Raw genomic sequence first — 22,210 nt, 5'->3', positions numbered from 1 at the left:
GAAAAAATGAATGAAGAATTAATTGTTAAACTCACTCACTATTTTAAAGATGTAGCAGAAAAGCCGCTATCTGTCTCGGAATTAGAAGTGGCTTTTCCCACTAGAGATAGTGATGAATTTAAAGAGCTTGTAAAAGTATTAAATGAGATGGAACGCAGAGGAATTCTTGTACAAACAAGAACAAATCGATACGGTGTTCCAGAGAAAATGAACTTAACTCGAGGTAGACTTCAGGCGCATGCTAAAGGCTTTGGATTTGTTATTCCTGAGGAACAAGGGGAAACGGACATCTACGTAAGCGCGGAAGACATGGAAGGTGCGATGAATGGAGACACCGTTCTTGTTAGACTCCATTCAAAATCCTCAGGTTCAAGGCAAGAAGGAAAAATCATACGGATTGTTGAGCGTGGGTCTACTGATATTGTCGGTGAATATCTAGATTACGAAGCCTATGGAATGGTCCGAGCAGACGACAAGCGAATTCCTGATGATATTTTAATTCCTAAAGGCAAAGAAAAAGGAGCAGTCGCTGGTCACAAAGTGGTTATTGAAATCACAAAGTATCCAAAAGGCCGCGCCGGTGCTGAAGGGGAAGTAAAGCAAGTACTCGGTCACAAAAATGATCCTGGAATGGATATTCTAAGTATCATTTATAAGCATGGCATTCCTTTAGCCTTCCCAGATGAGGCGCTTAAGCAAGCAGAAGATGTCGGAGAGACCATTGACCCTGCTGCAATTGAAGGTCGCCGTGATCTACGCGATGAGACAATCGTTACCATTGATGGTGCGGATGCTAAAGACTTAGATGATGCCGTTCAAGTGAAACAGCTTGATAACGGAAACTATGTTCTAGGTGTTCATATTGCCGACGTGACTCATTACGTCACAGAAGGCTCTCCAATCGATGTGGAAGCAGCTGAGCGTGGAACAAGTGTGTACTTGGTTGACCGAGTGATTCCAATGATTCCGCATCGCCTTTCAAATGGAATATGCTCATTGAATCCTCAGGTGGATCGTTTAACTCTTTCTTGTGAGATGGAATTTGACGCTCAAGGGAAAGTCGTGAATCACGATATATTTGAAAGTGTGATTCGTACAACCGAGCGTATGACCTACAAGGATGTAAATTCGATCCTGCTGAACACAGATGATGAGGTTCGTGAAAAGTATAAAGAACTGATTCCATTCTTTGAACGTATGGAAAAGCTTGCGGCTATCTTGCGCAACAAGCGTACAGAGCGTGGTGCCATTGACTTTGATTTTAAAGAAGCAAAGGTCATTGTAGATGAAGAAAGTAAGCCAGTTGATGTAGCGATTCGTGAGCGTTCTGTTGCTGAAAAGCTCATTGAAGAATTTATGCTTGCAGCAAACGAAACGATTGCTGAGCATTTCCACCGTCTGGACCTTCCATTTGTGTATCGAATTCACGAGGATCCTAAAACGGAAAAGCTTGAAAAGTTCATGGAGTTTATCACGACCTTTGGTTATGTTGTGCGCGGAACAGCAAACACTGTGCACCCACGTGCGTTGCAGAAGCTTTTAGCAGAAGTGAAAGGTGAGCCGGAAGAAGCGGTCATCAATACGTTAATGCTTCGTTCTATGCAACAGGCTAAATATGATCCTAATAGTGTTGGCCACTTTGGTTTATCAACAGAATTCTATACTCACTTTACATCGCCAATTCGTCGTTATCCAGACTTAATCGTACACCGCTTGATTCGTACGTATTTAATTAAAGGAAAAATTGATACGGCTACTCAAGAATACTGGAGAGAAAAGCTACCTGAAATTACAAAGCACTCTTCTGAAATGGAGCGCCGTGCTGTAGAAGCCGAGCGTGATACTGATAGCGCGAAAAAGGCTCAGTACATGGAAGATAAGATTGGTGAAGTGTTTGAGGGAATTGTTAGTGGAGTCACAAACTTCGGGTTGTTTGTTGAGCTTGAGAACACCATTGAAGGTCTTGTCCATGTTAGCTATTTAACAGATGACTACTACCATTACGACGAAAAGCAATTTGCCATGATCGGAGAACGAACAGGAAAGATGTTCCGAATTGGTGATGAAGTTGAAATTCGTGTGGTCCAAGTAAATGTGGAGGAAGCATCGATTGACTTTGAACTGACGGGTATGAAAGCTCGAGCGCCACGTGCTCCTAAAAGTCGTCCTAAAGTAATCGACGGTGGAAAACGTAAGCAACGCCCCGGGAAGAATGCACGTAAACCACTTAAAACAGCTGGATCACGAGACAAGAAACCTGGTGAGGGTTCGTCTTCAACAGGCAATCGTAAAAAGAAAAAGCCGTTTTATGAAAATGCTCCAGGAGCAAAGCGCAAAAAAGGGAAACGGAAAAAGCGTTCTTAGCTAGTAGCTCCAATTGACGTTCACTTAAAGCCTTTGCTAAGATAGATGGACGAAGAGAATTTGAGGTGCGGACAATGGCAAAACCAAAAACAGATGATAATGTAGTCGCTCAAAATAAAAAAGCCAGACATGATTACTTTGTTGAAGAAACATTCGAAGCAGGAATGGTTCTTCAAGGAACAGAAATCAAATCCATGCGAGCAGGGCGAATGAACCTTAAAGATTCATTTGCCCGCATCCGTAATGGTGAGGTTTATCTTCATAATGCGCATATTGCAGAATATGAGCAGGGAAACCGATTTAATCACGAGCCAACTCGTGCTCGTAAACTGTTGCTGAAGAAAAAAGAAATCAGTCAGCTGATTGGACAAACGCAGCAGCAAGGCTACTCACTCGTTCCTCTTAAAGTCTATATCAAAAATGGCTTTGCAAAAGTATTGTTAGGAGTAGCAAAAGGGAAAAAGAACTATGACAAGCGTGATACCCTTCGTCGTCAGGACGCCAAACGCGAAGTCGATCGTGCACTAAAGGAAAGATTTAACGGATAGCACATGTGTGGATTTTGTCCGTTGATTATGTTATGATTAGAGTTCCGAGGCAGTAGAACTCGGAACTTTTTCTGACACGGGGACGTTTTGGATTCGACAGGAACAGGTCGTGCTTGCGTTGCGAGTCGTGGGGGTCGGCCACGTTAAAACGCCAAAGCCAATTAACTGGCAAAGAAAACAACAACTTCGCAGTAGCAGCGTAACAGCTCTTTTGCGGTTCCACCCTCCATCGCCCATGTGGTAGGACCTGGGACTCACTCTAAGTGGGCTACGCCTTTTCCCCTGCAGTCTGAAGGGGGAGGAAGAGAATAATCGGACTAGCCGTATCAAAGCCTGTTACTGGGCTGAGATGACGGCGAAATGCTAATACAGTAACTACGCTCGTAGAAGCGTAAGTGTCGTTGTTTCTGGACGTGGGTTCGATTCCCACCGTCTCCATACATAGGGGTTCACTGAACCTCGCCAAGCGTCACAAGCGATGAATCATTCACGCTTGTGGCTTTTTTATTGCCATTTATTTCGAAGAGAGGTTAAGAAAGATGTCGACAGAGCTCGTAGTAGGGAATTATTTCAAGCATTTAAATGAAAAAAATAAATACAATAAAGATGAACTGAAGACGATGCAAAACACCGTTCGAAATTTGCTTGCATGTTCAACGTCTTCAAACAAACCAGGAATGCTTCTAGGAAACATCCAATCCGGTAAAACACGTTCGTTTATCGGAGCAATGGGCTTAGCCTATGATAATGGGTATGATGTGGTCATTATTTTCACAAAGAATTCAAGTGCACTAGTTAAACAAACCTATGAACGTATTGAGCAGGAGTACAGTGAGGCGATTGATCAAGATCAACTAACTGTTTATGACATTATGAAAATGCCAGACAAGCTACGTAACTATGAATTAAAGAAAAAGTTAGTCATTGTGTTAAAAAAAGAAAAGAAGAACATGGAACGACTCGAAAAGCTGCTTTTTGAGCAATATACGGTGTTAGCATCACGCAAGCTTTTGTTTATTGATGATGAGGCAGACTTTGCTTCTGTTGCGTATGATAATGCAAAAGAGAAAAACATTATCGAGTTAAAGGTGATTGCTGGTCAAATTGATAATATTCGCGCAAAGCTCGTGAATGCTTCGTACTTACAAGTAACCGCAACACCGTATTCACTTTACTTGCAACCAGATGATATGGCGATTCATGAACATAAAAGGTATCAACCGAAGCGTCCTGCATTTACTGAATTAGTTCCTATTCATAATAGATATATTGGAGGGGACATGTACTTTGAACGTTCAAAGATTGAGGAACACCCCGCAAGTTATATCTATCACGAAATTCAAGAAGAAGAGCTGAAGATTTTAGCAAAAAGTGATAAGCGCAGAGTCAAAGCAGATACGTTACTGATGAATTCTCGTATAGAGGGTATTCGAAGCGCTCTGATTAACTTTATCGTAGCTGGCAAAATTCGAAATTTACAGCAGCGGAAGTTGGGAGATAGATTAGAAAAATACGCATTTATTATCCATACGATGACTTCGAAATCAGCTCATCAATGGCAAGAAGATGTTGCCGTTTTAATGGAAGAAAAGCTAGTAGAAACTCTGAAGAATGATCCAACTCTCTTTAAAGAACTAATCCTCCATTCTTATAACGATTTGAAACGATCTAAACTAAACGATGTCTATTTTCCAACTTTTACTGATGTACTAGAAAGTGTAAAAGAATCACTACTAGATCAAGAGCTACTAATTGAAATCGTGAATTCAGAAAAAGATGTAGAGAATTTATTGGATAAGTCAGGACAGCTAAAATTACGTACACCTCTTAATTTATTTATAGGTGGTCAAATTTTAGATAGAGGGATCACGATCGGGAATTTAATTGGATTTTATTATGGGCGTAACCCGCAAAAGTTCCAACAGGATACAGTGTTACAGCATTCCCGAATGTATGGTGCTCGCCCATTAGCAGATGTAGCGCTCACTCGTTTTTATACAACGAATCGTATTTATTCAGTGATGGAGCGGATGCATGAGTTTGATAAAGAGCTACGCCGGGCATTTGAAACGGGTGCAAACGGTGGAGAAGTCACCTTTATCAGAAAAGACCTGAATCACAACATCATTCCATGTAACCCAAATAAAATTCTACTCTCTAGTATTCATACGTTAAAAGCAGGTAAAAGATTATTACCAATAGGGTTTCAGACACTACCTAAAACTCAATTAAAACCAAAGATGAACAAGATCGACGCCTTTGTAAAAAAGGTGCGTGAGAATGCATCAAAAATAGATGCTGAGGACCGGCGCTCATTCCTCGTTCTTAAGGAGGATGCAGTACGTCTATTACAGCTAATCGCAGAGACATATGTGATGCATGAAAACTATGAATGGGATTTGGATCAACATGTAGCAATCCTGAACTATTTAACTGAGGAAAATGAGACGAGGGACCGAGGCAAGATCTGGATTGTTCTAAGGGAGAACCGGAACATTGGACGGATCAGAAGTTCAACGAATAGCTTTGAAGATTCACCAGCTACAACACAGGATGAATTAAAAGTAGCGAGAAAGCTTGCGAGGACCGTTCCAGCACTGATATTAACGAGACAAAATGGACTGTTGGAGCAAGGATGGCGTGGCGGAGCTTTTTATTGGCCGGTGATTGTCACACCGCAGGCAATTCAGACAACTATTTTTGCGAATAGGACGATTGATTGAGTGCCCCTAAAATTTAAAGCTTTTTCATAGTGTTTGGGATTATATGGTATAATGTTTAGGCACGAGAGTTAGAAAGACGGTGATCCATCCTATGACTACGACAGAGCTGACATCAGATTGTTCTCAGTGCTTTGGACTATGTTGTGTGGCACTACCTTATATACAATCCACTGATTTTGCAAAAGACAAAGCAGCAGGGACTCCCTGTCATAACTTAAATGACCGCTTTATGTGTACCATTCATTCAAAGCTTAGAGAAGAAGGGTACAAGGGCTGCACAGTGTATGAATGTTTTGGAGCGGGACAGAAGGTATCTCAAAGTATATATAAAGGTGTGAGTTGGAATAAAAAATCGTCGGGAGAAATGTTTGAAGTGTTCCCGGTTATTCAACAACTCCATGAGATGCTTTCATATTTAGATGAAGCTCTTAGAAGAGAGGAAACAAAGCCGATTCACACACAGCTTAAGAAGGAATTTAATAAAATTGATGCCTATACCTATAGTGATCCAGAGACGATTCTAACACTTGATCTTGCATCTATTCGTTTGGAGATTAGTAAATATCTCTCAGAAGCTGGAGAGCTTGTAGGAGTTACAAAAGCCAATGAACCTAGAATCCAGAAAGCGGCTTTTGAATTTATGGGAGCTCAGTTGAAAAGGCACAACTTTCAAGGCGCAAATTTAAGAGGTGTATTTTTCATTGCTGCTGATCTACGTGGAGCTAATTTCACATGTGCAGAGTTGTTAGGAGCTGACTTCCGGGATGCAGATGTGCGTGGAGCAGATTTTACAGGTGCTCTTTTTCTAACTCAGGCTCAAATGAATGCTGCTATTGGAGATCAAACGACTAAATTGCCAATGAATCTAAAGCGACCTTCTCATTGGATATAAACACTAAAAAAGCTCATCGCAGTAAAATGCGATGAGCTTCTGAATTTTAGTAATGAAAACCAACTTCACGATCCCCTAAATCTTGAATCGGGCGATAGTTATCTGGATACAGATCTTGAAAGGCTTCTAGCTGTTCTGCAGAGAGTGTGATGGAAGTATCACTCACACTCCATTTCACACCTTCCGAGCAAGGCGGGGTAGTAAGAGAACCGTCATATTGGAAAGTAGATAGATCAGTAGGAACCAGGTCACTAGGATTTAACTTAACGGTTTTAGTTGAAGTTCCGACACTAGTCGGCATCCACTTCCACATGTCTTTTAGCGTTTTGTTCTTCTCGCCTTCTTCCATTAATACCCCTAAAACAGCAAGATCGTCCTGCTCATCTTTATGTACAAGGTGCACTTCCATTTCATAGAACTCTCCTGCGAGCGTATGCTCACTCGGTGAATGAAAATGAAATTGAACCAACTCATATGTGGAGTCGCCAAGTGTTAATTGATTGGAAGGCTGTCCTTTTTTCTCAATCACATTTGCTTGGATGGTATGACCATTGTTTTCAATGAAAAACTCTGTTCTCGCGTAATCCAGGTCCATGGCCCATTTTTCATCTCCAACCTCACTTGGATCTAGCGCAATCGGTGATTGTTCAGTGCCGTTTGAGCAGGCTTTAAATTGAGAGTCCAGCTCTCCCCAGAATTCAGGGCCCGTTGATCCGGAGTATGACCAATCATGAGTTTGGGATGCGCTTGCAGTTAAACGATCATAGGGTGAAGAGATAATAGATGAGCTTGTCTGATTTTCGTGTGCAATCATTGCTTCAGGTAAAAAGGAAGTACTAGATAATAGAATGGTCGCTGCTACTGTAGTTTTTAAAAATGTGTTTGCTGGTTTCAAAGGAATGTCCCTCCAGATATATGAATGATCTCCATTATATCGCTAGAATGAAAGAATTAAGATTGGGAAAATAGTTTTACTAACTATGAGATTATCCATCTTTGGTGACTTGTGGTAAGGGGGTTAATAGAGTCAAGCAAAATGAGGGGAGTCCACTCATAGTAGGCTGAAAGTCGCGCACAACCAGGTGAAACCCGTGTTAAATCAAAGCACTCGGCCGACCTTCAAGCATCAAAGCCTATCCCAAAACAAAAAACCGGACAAATCAAAAGATTCATCCGGTCCTCTTTTTTCTTTTACAATGTCTCTACTAAAATACTCGCAATAACAATCGAGCCGGTTGTAACGGTTGCGAATCCACCCATTAACATCGGGGTGACCATCCCATTCATAATGGCTGCGCGCTCTTCTTCGTTTTCTCCGACTTCTCGTGCGACTTCCTCGCAAAGAATGTAGTCTGCCGGGAATCCAAATAGTGCAGTGAGCGCCACAGGAATTCCAAGATTCTTTTCATACTTGAATAGCTTTGACATGATAAAACCACCGATCATGACACCAACTGTACCAATCAGACAAATTGTAAAGACTTGTGGAAGGTAGCTAAAGAATACATCTGGTGTTACTTGATCCATTGATGCGATAACAACAAGCATTAAGCTTGCCATAAAAATTCCTGTCGAATTGGCTTTGTTTAGCATTTGTGGTTGCAACACACCGAAATAGGTTCCTACAATACCGATGATTAAACAGAAAATCGAGTAGTTTATTCCTGTTAATGCATCAAGCCCAATGGCGATTGAACCTGCAATAAATAACTGCGCAAGTAAAATAATCGGAGTTTGGAACTTATCAGGTAGTACTGATTTTCTTGTTTCCACTGCATGTGGATTCGTTGACTCGGATGTTGAGCCTTTAAACGATCCATCTTTAATTGAGGCTTTAATCGATAAAGCATGTTTCTTTAAAAAGTATGAGGCAAATGGAATGCCAGCTAATTTATGAATAGCTAAAATAAGTGCAGGTAAAACGGCTAGAGCACCCAAACCAATTTGAGTTAGTTTTTCACTTGTTAATAAAAATGCTACAATTCCACCAACAACTGGTCCAGCCCCTGAAACGGCTGTAGTATAATCAAAGAGTGCTGTAACAATTATTAGAACAAGACCAACTGCGAATAGTGAACTAGATACGGCAATAACGATCGGTTTCACTTGCCCCTTAATCTGCGAAAAAGGAATGAGTGTCCCTAGATGCACGATTAGTGGTGCAATAGCAAGAGAACCAAATGTTTTTAACAATGAATCTGACATTAAACCGGCTGGAACAATACCTGTCCATAATAGAACTAAATAAATCATTAACGAAGCCAGGAGCATAGGAACGCGAGCTTTTGTTAAAATGGAAATAAGCTCTCCTAATGCAAGGACTAGAAGCAAGATCATGGTGACAACAACTGGATTCATAATGATTTCCCCCAAACATTCTAAAAAAAGTGTGTACATTTACTAATGTGTAAATTCAGACTATTTAAATTGTGTGATTACATAAATAGTTCTAAATAATAAAAGCTATCATATCACATTCGTCATGATTCGACTAATTAATTTTTTTCTTTATTTTAGGAAAGAGAGGAAATGATATGAATATCACAACGGAAAGATTAACCATCCGATCATTTCGAAATGGTGGGATGAATATTATTACGCCATTTTGCGTGAAGAATTCCATCACATAAATTAATATCAAAGTATTCCGACAGATTTTTTCATTTTCCCTTTCTCTACTGGTTTCCCTAAAGGAAAAGATTTGGTATGATCATATGGACATGAACACTTATTAAGTTGGATAAAGAGGGAGAGAGTTATGAGTAAACAATTAGTTTTTGGTCATAAAAATCCAGATACAGACACAATTACTTCTGCGATTGTCTATGCAGAGCTTAAAAAGAAACTAGGAGCGGACGTAGAAGCGGTTCGTTTAGGTGAAGTGAACGGGGAAACGGCTTTTGCGTTAGAGTACTTCAACACTGAAGCGCCACGACTAGTTGATACGGTAGCGAATGAAGTATCAGACGTCATTCTTGTTGATCACAACGAAAAGCAACAAAGTGCTAACGATATTGAAGATGTACGTGTGGTTGAAGTCATTGACCACCATCGTATTGCAAACTTTGAAACGAATGAAGCTCTTTATTACCGTGCAGAACCAGTTGGTTGTACGGCAACAATCCTTTTAAAACTGTTTAAAGAAAACAATGTAGAAGTAACAAAGGAACTTGCTGGACTGATGCTTTCAGCGATCATTTCAGATTCTCTTCTTTTTAAATCGCCAACATGCACGGATCAAGATGTGGCAGCAGCAAAAGAACTTGAAGCCATTGCTGGAGTAGACAGCCAAGTGTACGGCTTAGACATGCTTAAAGCAGGAGCGGACTTAAGCCAAAAAACAGTTCAAGAACTGATTTCTTTAGATGCAAAAGAATTTGCAATGGGTGAGAAAAAGGTTGAGATTGCTCAAGTCAATACGGTTGACGTTCAAGATGTTTTGGCTCGTCAGTCTGAGATTGAAGCAACACTTGATCAAGTGATCTCAGAAAAAGGATTAGATTTGTTTGTTCTTGTGATCACAGACATCCTTGCAAATGATTCAGTGGTTCTTGCTCTTGGATCAGTAACAGATGCGGTTGAAAAAGCATTTAATGTAACACTCGAGAATCATACAGCGAGCCTTCCTGGTGTCGTTTCTAGAAAAAAACAAGTGGTACCACCATTATCAGAAATTCTTCAATAAGAAGGCAATTAAGGACTCGGTGCACGTTACCGAGTTCTTTTTTAGATTTTCCCAAGAAATCGATGTTTTAAGGTCCCCTTATAACGGTTATAGAAAATTATACATAATGAGGGGAGACGGTTAAATGAAACGAGTTGCAACAATCTTATTTGGAATCACAGTCAGTCTTGGGTTAGTTGCTTGCGGGGAGGAAGAGCCGGCATCGGATGCATTTGAACCAGATTCAGATATTGAGGTGTCGGAAGGTAAAGAGCCAGAAGCATCGGCTGAGTTGATGAACGATGAGGGAAACTCGGTTGGCATGGTTGACTTTATCCTTTCTCCAGATGGAAAACTATTTGTAGAGGCTACGGTGAACGGGATGGAGCCGGGATATCACGGATTTCATTTACACGAAGCACCAAACTGTGAGCATGATCACAGTGATGGAGCCTTTACATCGGCTGAAGGACACTATAATCCTGAAGGGTCAGATCATGGCGAGCATGCGGGGGATTTCCCGCCACTTTATGTGAATGAGGACGGAACTGCACAACTAACCTTTAGCTACGATCAATTTACTGTAGAAGATATAACGAATGAAACGTCAGTCATGATTCATGAAGGTCCTGATAACTTTGGACATATTCCTGACAGATATCAATCTAGTGAGCAAGACGAGGCTGGGCCAGACGAAGATTCATTGTCAACAGGGGATGCTGGTGACCGAGTAGCGTGTGGTGTAGTTGAGTCAAATGAATAATAACTAAAACAAACTGGTTCTCCTTGGGGAGCCAGTTTGTTTTAGTTATGCAGAAGCTTTCTGTAAGGTGAAAAAGCTAAAAATTGGCAATAAAATCAGTACACCAATCATTCCCCATATGAAGAGCGGGTCTGTTCCATGGTAGAAATTCATAACCATTTCAAATAGCTTTTGATTCACCGCGGGAACGATCATTGCAACAATACTTACCAGCCCCACGATATACAGCGCTAACTGTCCAAAGCGATTCAACAAGCTAGCCAGAAAGAAGAGAAGAAATCCTACTAATACGGTTAATAACAAATCCAATCCAAAGTCCAATAAGAAGCTAGTTTCATTGTTTAAGATGGAAGACCAAGACAGAAAGGTTAGTGTATCTTTTAAAACAGATCCTTGAAGAGTAGCGGCGATAAAAAGAATGATTTGGTGAAATAGGTTAAAGAGCACGGAAATCCCAAGAATATAAACCAGACTTCCTAAAGCAAATCGACTTCGTGTTAAACCGAGATGAATGGAATAATTAAGATCTTCTTTAACTAAGCGAAAAGCAGTAATGGCGACAAAGACAATGATTGGTGCGTTTGTCACAACAAACATATCTGGCACACCTCCAAAGAAAGCAATCAAATAAGAGACCACAATGATCGTAAGCAAAATTGTCCAGAAAATGAGTGCACCTTTTATAAGTTCAGAAGCATGCATACGCAGTTGAGCAACTAACTGATTCATGTGAATGACTCCTCCTTGTGATTTGTTAGATAAACCATTAATTGTTGTAAAGAGAGCTTTTGTCTGGAGCAACTTGCCGGTATATGGAGGCTTGCTAATTCTTCCGCGTCTTCAATATAAAGAGTAATGCTGTAATCTCCCATGAAATGAGAACGATCCAGGACTTTCCCTTTTGCTGCGAGTGTTTCAATGGCTTCCTTTGGTCCTTTTATAAGAAATGAACGCTCTTGAAGCTGCTCCACCGTTTCGTGCAAGGAGATCTGACCTTTTTTCATAAAATAGATTTCCTGGAATAAATCACTCACTTCGTCAATCAGGTGAGTGGATAGAATAATTGTTCGAGGAAACTCGGAATAATCCTCAAGTAAGACTTCGTAAAATTGCTGGCGTGCATGGGCATCCATACCGATGTAAGGTTCATCAAAAATAGTTAGTGGTGATCTGCTAGCAATACCGACTGTAATGCCGAGAGCGGACTCCATCCCTTTTGAAAGCTGAGACACCTTTTTGTGATGAGGCAGCTCGAACATCTCAAGAAGCTCAAGCGCCTTTTCAGCATTCCAATTTGGGTAAAAGGCAGGCATTGTTTTTAAGATTGTCTTAATTGTAAGGGATGGCTTAAAATTCTTACTTTCTCGGATAAAACAAATGTGATCCAGTGTGTCAGAGTGATTGAAGGGTTGATGATTATTGACTTTAACTTCTCCTGTATCTGGAAGGGTTTTTCCTGAAAGGAGGTTTAATAAAGTTGTTTTACCTGCCCCATTTCTTCCTAACAGTCCGTAGATCACATCTTTTTTAAACGAGCAACTGACTTCGGTTAAAATTTGGCTTTTCTCGATTTTCTTTGATACCTGCTGGACGGTTGCTTGATACGTCATTTTTCATTTCCCCCTTCATCAATTAACTGCTTAATTTGGGTTTTGCTAAGCTGTAGGTATTCAGCTTCCTGTAGCAATGGAACAATATATCGCTCGTAAAACTCTACTTTACGCTCTTTCAATAAAATCTCCTTGGCTCCCTCTGCAACAAACATTCCGACACCTCTTTTTTTAAATAAGATCTCCTGCTCAACAAGAAGATTAATCCCTTTTGCGGCAGTAGCTGGGTTGATCTGATAATGCTTGGCGAATTGATTCGTTGAAGGTACTTGCTCGCCTTCTTTTGTGGTGCCATTTATAATGTCGTCTGCGATCCGTCTTGCAATTTGTTGGAAGATCGGCTGACTATCATCAATCGAGTGAGACATCTTGACCTCCTTGGTTCATTACTTATGTAATTAACTATATGACGTAGGTGGTAGGATGTCAACCAATTAAAGGAATATTTTTTGGAGGCATAAGAAAAACACCTCTAGAAAGCGTTGATCTAGAGGTGTTTTCTAAAGTTCATTAATGCGTACCAGAGTAAGGAAACTGGTTGGAGTATCCGGAAAATTGCTGGTAGCTTTGCTGTAATTTCTGTGGTGATTCACTATCGATTGCATACAAACCTTTTCTAAACATGACATCATAAAGCTTACGTTGGCAATCCTGAGACTCTTGATAAATCGTGTTTACGTCCTGATACAGCTCGGAGTGACTCACTTCATTTTCAGTTACATCATACGAATGTGTGATGTACTTTTCAGTCGTCAACATATCTGTAATAAATTCACGATCCGTCATTTGTGTATCTTTTGGAAATGATGTTTCTTGGTTTTGAATTTTCATGTGAATGCTCCCTTCTTTTTATTGTACTGTCGGTTGTTCGGTAGTTGGCTTCAGGTGATTCAGTAATCGCTCGTAATGGCGCTGATGCATCTGTCCAGCTTGCGTGATCGCTTCCTTGATTTCTGTGTCCTGACAATAAGAAGCATAGAAATTCGCTTTTTTCATCGCAAGGAGATTCCATGAAAGCATGTCATTAAGGTAAAGATGATCCTTTACAGAGATCACCTGTGGCGGTTCTTGCATAAACCCTTGCTGCTGGTTTGATTGTGTGCCTTGTTGTTGCTGTTGCATGATGTACCCTCCTTCTTTTATCTAACTGGTCATACTTCCTTAGTTTGAAAAATGTTGTCGGTTTTTATCCATCAAAAATGCGTATCCATTGTAGAGATATCTTAAATCGGACATAATAGCAGTAGAAAAAACCTAGGGAGGCAACAAACATGAGTGTGACATTTTATCAGTATCCGAAATGCGGTACATGTCGAAAGGCAAAGAAGTGGCTAGAAGATCATAATGTTGATGTGAACTCTATACATATAGTTGAAAATCCGCCATCACCAAAGACACTTAGAGATTTGTATAATAAAAGCGGACTTGAACTCAAGAAATTCTTTAATACAAGTGGTCAAAAATACCGGGAACTAGGGTTAAAAGATAAGCTGGCAACAATGAATGAAGATGAAATGTTAGAAGTGCTTTCATCGGATGGAATGCTGATTAAACGGCCGATTACAACAGACGGGGAGAAGGTCACTCTTGGATTTAAAGAAGAACAATTTGAACAAATCTGGAACTAACTCATTTTTTTTATGAGGAAGTTCAGTTATAATAAATGCAGATTGGAACAAGTTGATGGAGGGGTTATGACATGACGAACAATTTACCAGCAGAACTTAAGTATTCAGAGGAACACGAATGGGTAAAAACAGAAGGTGACAAAGTCCGTATCGGAATTACAGACTTTGCTCAATCAGAGCTTGGGGATATCGTGTTCGTTGAGCTTCCAGAGGTTGGAGACGAAATCGAAGCGGACGAGCCATTTGGTAGTGTTGAATCAGTGAAAACAGTATCTGAATTATATGCACCGATTAGTGGTAAAGTTGTTGAAATCAATGAGAACTTAGATGACTCTCCAGAATTTGTGAACGAGTCTCCATATGAAAAAGCATGGATGATTGTCGTTGAACCTAAAGATGCAGGCGAAGTGGACAAGCTAATGTCTGCTGACGAGTACAACACAATGATTAGCGAAGACTAATATGCACGTAAGGCCCTTCAATCTTGAAGGGTTTTTTTGTGCTTTATCTCTTCTCTTTCTATAGAAGTTCGTATATGATTACTTAGGGAACCGAAATAGAAAGATATAGGAGAGGGCAAATGGCTCAATTTACAAAGGATTGGTCAACAAAAATCAAAGGATACAATCTGAACATACGTCTATTTCTCTTGGCTTCTTTTATGCTTAATGTAGGAATGGGCATTTTTATGGTCATTTACAATTATTATATACGAGAGCTTGGCTATGCTGATGATGTAAATGGTCGTGTCATTGCGATGCAAGCTACGGCTACAGCGATTGCCTTGTTACCAGTCGGATTGCTTAGTGATCGGCTTGGACGAAAACGATTAATTTTAATTGGTTCAGTAGTGGTTGCAGCAAGCCTCGTGTTGCGAAGTGTCGGTGTGGCAGAGGATTTATTAATTCTTGGAGCTTTCATCACAGGGTTTTTCATGGCATTTGTCCAAGTGACATCCATTCCGCTTCTTGCAGAAAACTCTAAGGAATCGGAACGCGTTCATTTGTTTAGTTTAAATGCTGCCATGATGATGGCAGCCAATGTAATTGGGAATTTATTCGGTGGAGTCTTAACGGATTCATTACATACGTGGTTTGGCATATCAATGCTTGAGAGTGTCCGAATTACACTACTAATTGGTGTAACCATTGTTTGTATAGGTTTGTTGCCTCTCATCAAAATTAAAGAAAAACGCAAAGTAGCCTCTTTCTCAGCAGGTCGACTATCTGGCATCAAGCAGTTAGCTGAGAAAAAAGAATCACTAAAGTTAATTGTCTTATTTGCATTAGCCAGTTTGTTAATTGGATTTGGCTCAGGGCTGGTTATTCCATATTTAAACCTTTATTTCACAGATCGATTTGATGTGAGCTATTCACTTGTAGGGATCATTCTGGCGCTCGGACAGGGGATGACAGCCGTTGCCATGATGATTGGACCGAGTGTTGTTAAACGCTTTGGTGAGGTTAAGGCCGTTGTCCTTCTTCAAATTGGATCACTGCCATTTCTTTTACTAAGTGCCTATACGGAAATTCTATGGCTCGCGGTTATTGGTTTTCTGTTTAGGCAAGCCTTAATGAATGCTGGAAACCCCATTCATTCTGCACTCATGATGCGATTGGTGGACCCGTCAATGCGTGGTCTTGCCAATTCATTAGGACAGATGGTTTTTCAATTAGGATGGGCAATCATGGGACCGGTGTCCATGGGGATTGTATTAATGTATGGTTCGTATACAGGCTACGCCATTGTCTTTACGATTACCGCATGTCTCTATTTAATTGGGTCTGTTTACTTCTATTTTGTCTTTGGACGAAAGCAGAAAGATATTCCAGCCCCTCTCGTTATCGAAAAAAGTTGACCAGGTTACGATTGCATGCTATGATTTTCCCAACTTAGTACAAATTAAATAAACTCTTATCAAGAGTGGCGGAGGGACTGGCCCGACGATGCCCGGCAACCACGGAATCTTATTTAGATTCTGCAGGTGCTAATTCCAGCAAAGTAACGGTTGTTACTTTGATAGATGAGAGAGGGATAGATGAAAACCTTCTGCTTATCTGCATGAGGTTTTTTTGTTTAGTACGAGAAGAAAGTGAGGATTACGCTTGTGATAACACTTAAAGGATTAAAGAAAGTCTTTGAATTAAAAAGCGGTGCCGTTACCGCAGTCGATGGCGTTGACTTAACGATTGAAAAGGGCGGTATCTTTGGCATCATTGGGTATAGTGGTGCAGGAAAGAGTACATTAATACGTATGTTGAACATGTTAGAGCGTCCGACAAGTGGCGAGGTAAACATAGATGGAGAAGACATTTCGAAGTTATCTAAAAAAGATCTTCGTAAATCCCGTCAAGAAATGGGAATGATCTTTCAACACTTTAACCTGCTATGGTCTCGTACAGTGTACGATAACATCGCCTTTCCTCTAGAAATTGCAGGAGTAAAAGGGACTGATAAAGATCAGCGTGTGAAAGAATTGATTAAGCTTGTGGGGCTAGAAGGAAGAGATGCAAGTTATCCTTCTCAGTTAAGTGGAGGACAAAAACAGCGCGTGGGAATAGCAAGAGCTCTCGCAAATAATCCGAAGGTACTCCTTTGTGATGAAGCTACATCAGCACTTGATCCAAAAACCACTGAGTCGATCTTAGATTTGTTAGTAGATATAAACCAAAAGCTTAAGCTGACTATTGTATTGATCACACACGAAATGCATGTTATTCGTAAGATTTGTTCAGAGGTTGCTGTAATGGAAAATGGACAAATTGTTGAAAAGGGACCTGTACTTGATGTGTTCCGACACCCTAAGGAAGAAATGACAAAAGAATTTCTCAAACAAATTACGGAGCAGGATGATACAGAAGAAACGATTCAAGAAATTTTAAATGATACTGGATCAGGTGACATCGTTCAGCTTACGTTCTCAGGAACAAGTGCAGAGCGCCCGTTAATCTCAGAGCTCATTCGTACATTTGAAATTGATGTGTCCATTCTGCACGGTAAAATTACAAAGGTTCAAGGTGGATCTTATGGAACTCTTTTTATCCAGATCACCGGCGATGAAGTAGAAAAGAAAAAAGCATTAGATTATATCATGACCAAAGAGGTTGAAGCGGAGGTGTTACGCCGTGACTGAATTATTTCCAAACGTTCGTTGGGATCGCATCTGGGATGCAACCCTTGAAACCGTCTATATGACGGGAATTTCTTTAATCGCTACATTTATTCTTGGTATTCTGCTCGGATTACTGTTATATTTAACTGGTAAGGGAAACTTATGGGCTAACAAGCCGATTAATACGGTGATTGGTGCCTACGTAAATATTACTCGATCGATACCATTTGTCATCTTGTTAATTTTGATTATTCCATTTACAAAGTTATTAGTTGGAACCATTCTTGGACCAACCGCTGCCTTGCCTGCACTTATTATTGGAGCGGCTCCATTTTATGCTCGTATGGTTGAGATTGCTTTAAGAGAAATTGACCGTGGTGTCATCGAAGCAGCCCAATCAATGGGTGCCACATCTTCAACGATTATTTTTAAAGTCTTATTACCAGAGTCAACACCTGCACTTATTTCAGGGATTACAGTCACAACGATTGCGATGATTGGATACACAGCAATGGCTGGAATTGTTGGTGGTGGAGGACTTGGAACACTTGCATATCAGGAAGGGTTCCAACGGAATAATAGCGATGTAACATTGGTGGCTACAGTTGTCATTCTACTCATTGTATTTATTGTGCAGTGGATCGGCGACCTTCTCACATATAAAACAGACAAACGCTAAAAAATCAGATGGGGGATGGAAACATGAAAAAAATCTTAGGTACGCTTGGGACATCCAGTATTATTCTTGCACTTGCAGCTTGTGGTTCAGGAGATGAAGACACGATTCGTATTACAGCTTCAAACGTTCCACACACTGAAATTCTTGAAGAAGCAGCAACGATCCTTGAGGACGATGGCATTGCTTTAGATATTATTGTTGCGGAAGATTATAACATTCCTAACATTGCACTAGAAGATGGAGATATTGATGCAAACTATTTCCAGCATCAGCCTTACCTAGATAAGCAAACGGAAGAGTTTGGATATGATTTTGCAGTAGCTGGAGATGCGGTTCATATTGAGCCTTACGCATTGTATTCTTCGGAGTATGATAATGTGGATGATATTCCAGAAGGTGGACTTATTATTTTTAGTAATAACCCTGCAGAAGAAGGACGCTCTCTTCAACTACTTGCACAAGAAGGATTAATTACATTAACTGAAGGTGTTGGCTATGATGCAACATTGGACGATATTGAAGAGAACCCAAAAAACTTAGAATTTAGAAATGATGTAGATGCATCGCTATTACCACAGTTATATCAAAACAATGAAGGTGATGCGCTAATTATCAATGCAAACTATGCACTTGAGATTGATCTTAACCCTTCAGAGGACGGATTGATCACAGAGTCAAGTGGTACAGATAACCCATTTGGTAACTTAATTGTTGTTCGTGCTGGTGATGAAGAGCGTGAAGACATTCAGAAATTAGTAGAAGTACTTCACTCTCAAGAAATTCAAGATTTCATTGAAGAAAAGTACGAAGGTGCTGTATTACCGGTTCAGTAAGCTACTTTGAAATGATTGAGCTTGGGACATAAACTAAAAAATCAATACACAAATGGCGAATGATTCGATTGCAGAATCATTCGCCATTTGTAGTTTTATTAAAACTAGCGGAGGGAGAACTCGAGACTCCTACGGAACAGAACGCGGTGAAGACACTGTAGCGGTGCCCTTTTCGCGAAAGGGGCTGAGGCCGTTCCCCATAGCCGTCAAGTTAAGTAAAATCGGTTTAACTATAGACGATTCTTCGTTAGGATGGGGGTTTAACCAGTCCTAGGGAGGGATCGTTTGTGTCTTTAAAAGAGGAGTTCAGTACGTTTGCGAAAACCGTGTTGGACGTTTTATCTGTACCGAACCTTCGCCAATCTGCCCGAGATGTTGGGTTTGTACAGCGTCTAAAGAAATTAAAACCTGAGGATTTCCTAAGTATTTGTTCCTTTCTTCCTCAACCCGTCGGTGCGACAGAGTTAACACAGCTTTGCGGGGCTCTTTCACGTGAATCCAATACCCACCTTTCCAAACAAGCCTTACATCAACGCTTCGATGAAAAAGGAGCGGCTTTTTTGAAGCATGTGTTTTTTCAATTGGCGGCCAAACAAGAGTTGATGGCCATGCCACCTCTTCCTGAGACCCCGTTTTCTCGGATCCGCATCTTAGATGCGACTTCATTTGAACGACCAAAGAAAGATGGTACTTCTTCAGATGGAGCGAAAATTCATTTAGAGTATGAGCTATATGAGGGGAAATTTTTGCATACCTTACTTTCCGGTTCAAGAGAAAGTGACCATCACGCCGCCTATGCATTAGCCGATACGATTCAACCAGGTGATTTGATCATCCGTGATCTCGGCTACTTTTCTGGCGACCATTTGAAACAAATCGATCGTGCAGGCGCTTCTTATATCACGCGGACGCCGGCCAATATGACCTATTGGACTAGAGATGATCAAGGGGAACGAATCCAAATCAAACCAGAAGAAGATGCGAAGCAGCTAGAACCGGGAGCGATCAAAGATTATGGGGTCATCCAATTAGGGGTCAAAGGAAAGAACACCCTTCAAACCCGTGTCATCGTGCAACGATTGACAGAGGATCAACAAAACAAGAGGAAAGCCGGTTTACGAAAAAGAAGACGGAAAGGGGGTCATACCCAATCCGCCGACAAAAAGGATCATACCCAAATCCTTGCCACTAACCTAACACAGGAAGAAATGGATGTGCAAGCATTGTATCCGATGTATTCCTTACGCTGGCAAGTCGAGATTCTTTTCAAAACGTGGAAATCCCTTTTCGCCATTGATCACGTGCGCGCGATGAATCCAGATCGGTTTCTCTGCCACATGTATGGGAAACTTATACACATTCTGCTTTCCTCGATGGTGGCGTTTCAATGCCGGTTCTATCTTCATCAAAAGCACCACCTCGAAGGCAGTGAATACAAGTGTATCCATCATGCCAAAAGGGCTATAGAAGAGTCAAAAGGATACGCTCTCTATCATCGTTCTTCATTAGAAGACGTTCTAGAAAATATCTACGAGAGCATTTACCGACATGGACGAAAAGACCATCGCCACCGCCATCAAAGTCCCTATGACATCTTACAGATCGCCTATGAAACACATGCGCGTGTGGAGTAAAACGGTAGAATCCGGTGCAAAAAAAAATAGAAAAAGAGCCAATCTACCCATACGTACCCTGATGGAAAATACTAGATCCACTACAAGAGAAAGGATGAGCTCTTTCTTTTTCCTTTCTTAACTTGACGGCTATGGGCCGTTCCCGTGGAAAGCGAGGGATTCTCATGTAGCGGATTTATTGCTATGTACTTGTTTTGCTCCCACATCAATATTATGTCTCGCTTTCTTTTATCTTTAGCGAAGACTCCAATGCAGCAACTGCTTACTCACATTCCTCTCTAATGTTTTTTACAAAGTAGTCCTCCTAATAATATCGCATAACTTCTCATCCTCCCGCTCATACTACTGACATACGATTTTATAAGTAGAAGGAGTTTGAGGCTCATGGAACAGCAACAATCACAACAAGATAACACGATTCAAGAGGCACTTCATACGTACAAAGAAGGACTCCATTCATTTACACAGAAGCTACCTCACATTGCAAAAAGTTATAATAAGTTTACAGAGTCCTGCTTTGAAGAAGGCACACTAACGAAAAAGGGAAAACAATTAATTGCTCTTGGCATTAGTGTCTATTCTCAGGATGAGTATTGCATTATCTACCACACAAAAGGATGTCTCGATCAAGGCTGTAGTGAAGAGGAGATTCTTGAGTCGGTTGGAGTAGCAGCAGCGTTCGGTGGAGGAGCTGCAATGAGCCAAGGTGTAACCCTTGTGCAAGAGGCCATTCAGAAGCTTGGAAACAAATCATCAAAGCAGGCGTTTCAATAATAAGAGTGAGATCTAGCAGCACCCTTTGGTGTTGCTACTTTTTTTGTTATAATGAAGTTTCGCCTAGTAGGCTTGACGCCTTGAACTCAAGTTGGATTTGTTATAAGATTAGAATGAGAATAGAATGATAATAAGTAAATTGAACGGCTGTGTAAATTCTGTTTGTACAGCACATACATTGGAGGTAGTGAAAATGGCAGCATCACATTTAAAAATTGAGAACTTGAACGTTTCAATAGAAGGAAAGCACATTCTAAGAGACTTTAGCTTAGACGTAAAAGGTGGAGAAATCCATGCAATCATGGGGCCAAACGGTACAGGTAAATCAACGTTAGCTTCTGCAATCATGGGTCATCCTAAGTATGAAATCACAAGTGGATCTATCCACCTTGATGGTGAAGATGTACGTGAAATGGAAGTGGACGAGCGTGCACAAGCTGGTCTTTTCCTTGCAATGCAATACCCAAGTGAAATTAGCGGAATTACAAATGCAGACTTCCTTCGTTCAGCAATCAATGCTGGAAAAGAAGAAGGCGAAGAAATTTCTCTAATGAAATTCATCCGTAAAATGGATTCAAAAATGGATGTACTAGATATGGATCAGTCTTTCTCTCAACGTTACCTGAACGAAGGATTCTCAGGCGGAGAGAAGAAGCGCAACGAAATTCTTCAACTACTTATGCTTGAGCCTAAAATTGCGATTCTTGATGAAATTGACTCTGGTCTTGATATTGATGCACTTAAAGTTGTTTCAAAAGGTGTAAACGAAATGCGCGGAGAAGATTTCGGTTGCTTAATTATTACTCACTACCAACGTCTGTTGGACTACATTACTCCTGATAAAGTCCACGTTATGATGCAAGGACGTATTGTTAAATCTGGTGGTCCAGAGCTTGCAGAGCGTCTTGAAGCAGAAGGTTATGACTGGATCAAAGCAGAGCTTGGTATTGAAGACGAGCGCGTAAATCAGGAAGCATAATAAAAGT

General features: G+C 40.7%; 22 protein-coding genes, 1 other RNA gene and 1 riboswitch. Of the genes, 16 read left to right on the top strand and 7 right to left on the bottom strand.

The window, feature by feature from the left end; all coding sequences use genetic code 11:
- The first annotated feature begins 6 nt into the window (after positions 1 to 6).
- The 5 genes from rnr to NSQ54_15630 all read left to right on the top strand — a co-directional run bounded on the left by rnr (position 7) and on the right by NSQ54_15630 (position 6,527).
- Complete coding sequence (rnr, locus tag NSQ54_15650) at positions 7 to 2,364, top strand: ribonuclease R (GenBank protein WYP25739.1); 2,358 nt, start codon at positions 7 to 9, stop codon at positions 2,362 to 2,364.
- A gap of 74 nt (positions 2,365 to 2,438) precedes the next feature.
- A complete protein-coding gene (gene smpB, locus NSQ54_15645) occupies positions 2,439 to 2,912 on the top strand; it encodes an SsrA-binding protein SmpB (GenBank protein WYP25738.1) in 474 nt (157 codons plus the stop codon).
- Positions 2,913 to 2,990: 78 nt separating this feature from the next.
- Positions 2,991 to 3,353: a transfer-messenger RNA gene (gene ssrA, locus NSQ54_15640) on the top strand.
- 98 nt (positions 3,354 to 3,451) lie between these two features.
- The gene (locus NSQ54_15635; protein ID WYP25737.1) at positions 3,452 to 5,635 is read left to right on the top strand and encodes a Z1 domain-containing protein; all 2,184 of its coding nucleotides are present in this window, start codon (positions 3,452 to 3,454) and stop codon (positions 5,633 to 5,635) included.
- Positions 5,636 to 5,726: 91 nt separating this feature from the next.
- The gene (locus NSQ54_15630) at positions 5,727 to 6,527 is read left to right on the top strand and encodes a pentapeptide repeat-containing protein (protein WYP25736.1); all 801 of its coding nucleotides are present in this window, start codon (positions 5,727 to 5,729) and stop codon (positions 6,525 to 6,527) included.
- 46 nt (positions 6,528 to 6,573) lie between these two features.
- Here NSQ54_15630 and NSQ54_15625 read toward each other — a convergent pair whose 3' ends face one another.
- Both NSQ54_15625 and NSQ54_15620 read right to left on the bottom strand, forming a co-directional pair.
- Entirely contained in the window at positions 6,574 to 7,422 is an 849-nt protein-coding gene (locus tag NSQ54_15625) for a carbonic anhydrase family protein (protein ID WYP25735.1), read from the bottom strand.
- Positions 7,423 to 7,718: 296 nt separating this feature from the next.
- Entirely contained in the window at positions 7,719 to 8,885 is a 1,167-nt protein-coding gene (locus NSQ54_15620; GenBank protein ID WYP25734.1) for a hypothetical protein, read from the bottom strand.
- A gap of 400 nt (positions 8,886 to 9,285) precedes the next feature.
- Between NSQ54_15620 and NSQ54_15615 the strand changes: the two genes are divergently transcribed.
- Complete coding sequence (locus NSQ54_15615; GenBank protein WYP25733.1) at positions 9,286 to 10,212, top strand: manganese-dependent inorganic pyrophosphatase; 927 nt, start codon at positions 9,286 to 9,288, stop codon at positions 10,210 to 10,212.
- 124 nt (positions 10,213 to 10,336) lie between these two features.
- Positions 10,337 to 10,954, top strand: coding sequence for a superoxide dismutase family protein (locus tag NSQ54_15610; GenBank protein WYP25732.1), 618 nt, complete (start codon positions 10,337 to 10,339; stop codon positions 10,952 to 10,954).
- A 45-nt stretch (positions 10,955 to 10,999) separates the two neighbouring features.
- Here the strand turns inward: NSQ54_15610 and NSQ54_15605 are convergent, their stop codons facing one another.
- The 5 genes from NSQ54_15605 to NSQ54_15585 form a co-directional block, all read right to left on the bottom strand.
- Positions 11,000 to 11,683, bottom strand: a complete 684-nt coding sequence (locus NSQ54_15605) for a hypothetical protein (GenBank protein WYP25731.1) — start codon at positions 11,681 to 11,683, stop codon at positions 11,000 to 11,002.
- Entirely contained in the window at positions 11,680 to 12,564 is an 885-nt protein-coding gene (locus tag NSQ54_15600) for an ABC transporter ATP-binding protein (GenBank protein WYP25730.1), read from the bottom strand. Before NSQ54_15600 ends, NSQ54_15605 begins: the two co-directional genes overlap by 4 nt.
- Entirely contained in the window at positions 12,561 to 12,932 is a 372-nt protein-coding gene (locus tag NSQ54_15595; GenBank protein WYP25729.1) for a GntR family transcriptional regulator, read from the bottom strand. The genes NSQ54_15600 and NSQ54_15595 overlap by 4 nt, the downstream gene beginning before the upstream one ends.
- A gap of 142 nt (positions 12,933 to 13,074) precedes the next feature.
- The gene (locus NSQ54_15590) at positions 13,075 to 13,395 is read right to left on the bottom strand and encodes a spore coat protein (GenBank protein ID WYP25728.1); all 321 of its coding nucleotides are present in this window, start codon (positions 13,393 to 13,395) and stop codon (positions 13,075 to 13,077) included.
- Between the two features lie 18 nt (positions 13,396 to 13,413).
- Complete coding sequence (locus NSQ54_15585) at positions 13,414 to 13,686, bottom strand: hypothetical protein (protein WYP25727.1); 273 nt, start codon at positions 13,684 to 13,686, stop codon at positions 13,414 to 13,416.
- A gap of 149 nt (positions 13,687 to 13,835) precedes the next feature.
- Between NSQ54_15585 and NSQ54_15580 the strand changes: the two genes are divergently transcribed.
- The 9 genes from NSQ54_15580 to sufC all read left to right on the top strand — a co-directional run bounded on the left by NSQ54_15580 (position 13,836) and on the right by sufC (position 22,203).
- The gene (locus tag NSQ54_15580; protein ID WYP25726.1) at positions 13,836 to 14,192 is read left to right on the top strand and encodes an arsenate reductase family protein; all 357 of its coding nucleotides are present in this window, start codon (positions 13,836 to 13,838) and stop codon (positions 14,190 to 14,192) included.
- 71 nt (positions 14,193 to 14,263) lie between these two features.
- Positions 14,264 to 14,653, top strand: coding sequence for a glycine cleavage system protein GcvH (gene gcvH, locus NSQ54_15575; GenBank protein ID WYP25725.1), 390 nt, complete (start codon positions 14,264 to 14,266; stop codon positions 14,651 to 14,653).
- Between the two features lie 119 nt (positions 14,654 to 14,772).
- Positions 14,773 to 16,050, top strand: a complete 1,278-nt coding sequence (locus NSQ54_15570) for an MFS transporter (GenBank protein WYP25724.1) — start codon at positions 14,773 to 14,775, stop codon at positions 16,048 to 16,050.
- Positions 16,051 to 16,103: 53 nt separating this feature from the next.
- A riboswitch (SAM riboswitch) is annotated at positions 16,104 to 16,222 on the top strand.
- 77 nt (positions 16,223 to 16,299) lie between these two features.
- On the top strand, positions 16,300 to 17,325 hold the full coding sequence (locus tag NSQ54_15565; protein WYP25723.1) for a methionine ABC transporter ATP-binding protein: 1,026 nt from the start codon (positions 16,300 to 16,302) through the stop codon (positions 17,323 to 17,325).
- Positions 17,318 to 17,983, top strand: coding sequence for a methionine ABC transporter permease (locus NSQ54_15560; protein WYP25722.1), 666 nt, complete (start codon positions 17,318 to 17,320; stop codon positions 17,981 to 17,983). Before NSQ54_15565 ends, NSQ54_15560 begins: the two co-directional genes overlap by 8 nt.
- A 23-nt stretch (positions 17,984 to 18,006) precedes the next feature.
- Complete coding sequence (locus NSQ54_15555; protein ID WYP25721.1) at positions 18,007 to 18,816, top strand: MetQ/NlpA family ABC transporter substrate-binding protein; 810 nt, start codon at positions 18,007 to 18,009, stop codon at positions 18,814 to 18,816.
- A gap of 287 nt (positions 18,817 to 19,103) precedes the next feature.
- Positions 19,104 to 20,450 (top strand): IS4 family transposase, encoded by a 1,347-nt coding sequence (locus NSQ54_15550; GenBank protein WYP25720.1) that lies wholly within the window; start codon positions 19,104 to 19,106, stop codon positions 20,448 to 20,450.
- Between the two features lie 384 nt (positions 20,451 to 20,834).
- Positions 20,835 to 21,224 (top strand): carboxymuconolactone decarboxylase family protein, encoded by a 390-nt coding sequence (locus tag NSQ54_15545; GenBank protein WYP25719.1) that lies wholly within the window; start codon positions 20,835 to 20,837, stop codon positions 21,222 to 21,224.
- A 193-nt stretch (positions 21,225 to 21,417) separates the two neighbouring features.
- Positions 21,418 to 22,203 (top strand): Fe-S cluster assembly ATPase SufC, encoded by a 786-nt coding sequence (sufC, locus tag NSQ54_15540; GenBank protein WYP25718.1) that lies wholly within the window; start codon positions 21,418 to 21,420, stop codon positions 22,201 to 22,203.
- The last annotated feature ends 7 nt before the right edge of the window (positions 22,204 to 22,210 follow it).

Source organism: Alkalihalobacillus sp. FSL W8-0930 (assembly GCA_037965595.1).
Lineage (GTDB): Bacteria > Bacillota > Bacilli > Bacillales > Bacillaceae_D > Alkalicoccobacillus.
Note: the sequence above shows the minus strand (reverse complement) of the source record. Positions and strands in the feature narration are given on the sequence as shown.

Bases quoted from the DNA above. Each gene is read 5' to 3' on its own strand.
- rnr (WYP25739.1), top strand. From the start codon at position 7: ATGAATGAAGAATTAATTGTTAAACTCACTCACTATTTTAAAGATGTA.
- smpB (WYP25738.1), top strand. From the start codon at position 2,439: ATGGCAAAACCAAAAACAGATGATAATGTAGTCGCTCAAAATAAAAAA.
- NSQ54_15635 (WYP25737.1), top strand. From the start codon at position 3,452: ATGTCGACAGAGCTCGTAGTAGGGAATTATTTCAAGCATTTAAATGAA.
- NSQ54_15630 (WYP25736.1), top strand. From the start codon at position 5,727: ATGACTACGACAGAGCTGACATCAGATTGTTCTCAGTGCTTTGGACTA.
- NSQ54_15620 (WYP25734.1), bottom strand. From the start codon at position 8,885: ATGAATCCAGTTGTTGTCACCATGATCTTGCTTCTAGTCCTTGCATTA.
- NSQ54_15615 (WYP25733.1), top strand. From the start codon at position 9,286: ATGAGTAAACAATTAGTTTTTGGTCATAAAAATCCAGATACAGACACA.
- NSQ54_15610 (WYP25732.1), top strand. From the start codon at position 10,337: ATGAAACGAGTTGCAACAATCTTATTTGGAATCACAGTCAGTCTTGGG.
- NSQ54_15605 (WYP25731.1), bottom strand. From the start codon at position 11,683: ATGAATCAGTTAGTTGCTCAACTGCGTATGCATGCTTCTGAACTTATA.
- NSQ54_15600 (WYP25730.1), bottom strand. From the start codon at position 12,564: ATGACGTATCAAGCAACCGTCCAGCAGGTATCAAAGAAAATCGAGAAA.
- NSQ54_15595 (WYP25729.1), bottom strand. From the start codon at position 12,932: ATGTCTCACTCGATTGATGATAGTCAGCCGATCTTCCAACAAATTGCA.
- NSQ54_15590 (WYP25728.1), bottom strand. From the start codon at position 13,395: ATGAAAATTCAAAACCAAGAAACATCATTTCCAAAAGATACACAAATG.
- NSQ54_15585 (WYP25727.1), bottom strand. From the start codon at position 13,686: ATGCAACAGCAACAACAAGGCACACAATCAAACCAGCAGCAAGGGTTT.
- NSQ54_15580 (WYP25726.1), top strand. From the start codon at position 13,836: ATGAGTGTGACATTTTATCAGTATCCGAAATGCGGTACATGTCGAAAG.
- gcvH (WYP25725.1), top strand. From the start codon at position 14,264: ATGACGAACAATTTACCAGCAGAACTTAAGTATTCAGAGGAACACGAA.
- NSQ54_15570 (WYP25724.1), top strand. From the start codon at position 14,773: ATGGCTCAATTTACAAAGGATTGGTCAACAAAAATCAAAGGATACAAT.
- NSQ54_15555 (WYP25721.1), top strand. From the start codon at position 18,007: ATGAAAAAAATCTTAGGTACGCTTGGGACATCCAGTATTATTCTTGCA.
- NSQ54_15545 (WYP25719.1), top strand. From the start codon at position 20,835: ATGGAACAGCAACAATCACAACAAGATAACACGATTCAAGAGGCACTT.
- sufC (WYP25718.1), top strand. From the start codon at position 21,418: ATGGCAGCATCACATTTAAAAATTGAGAACTTGAACGTTTCAATAGAA.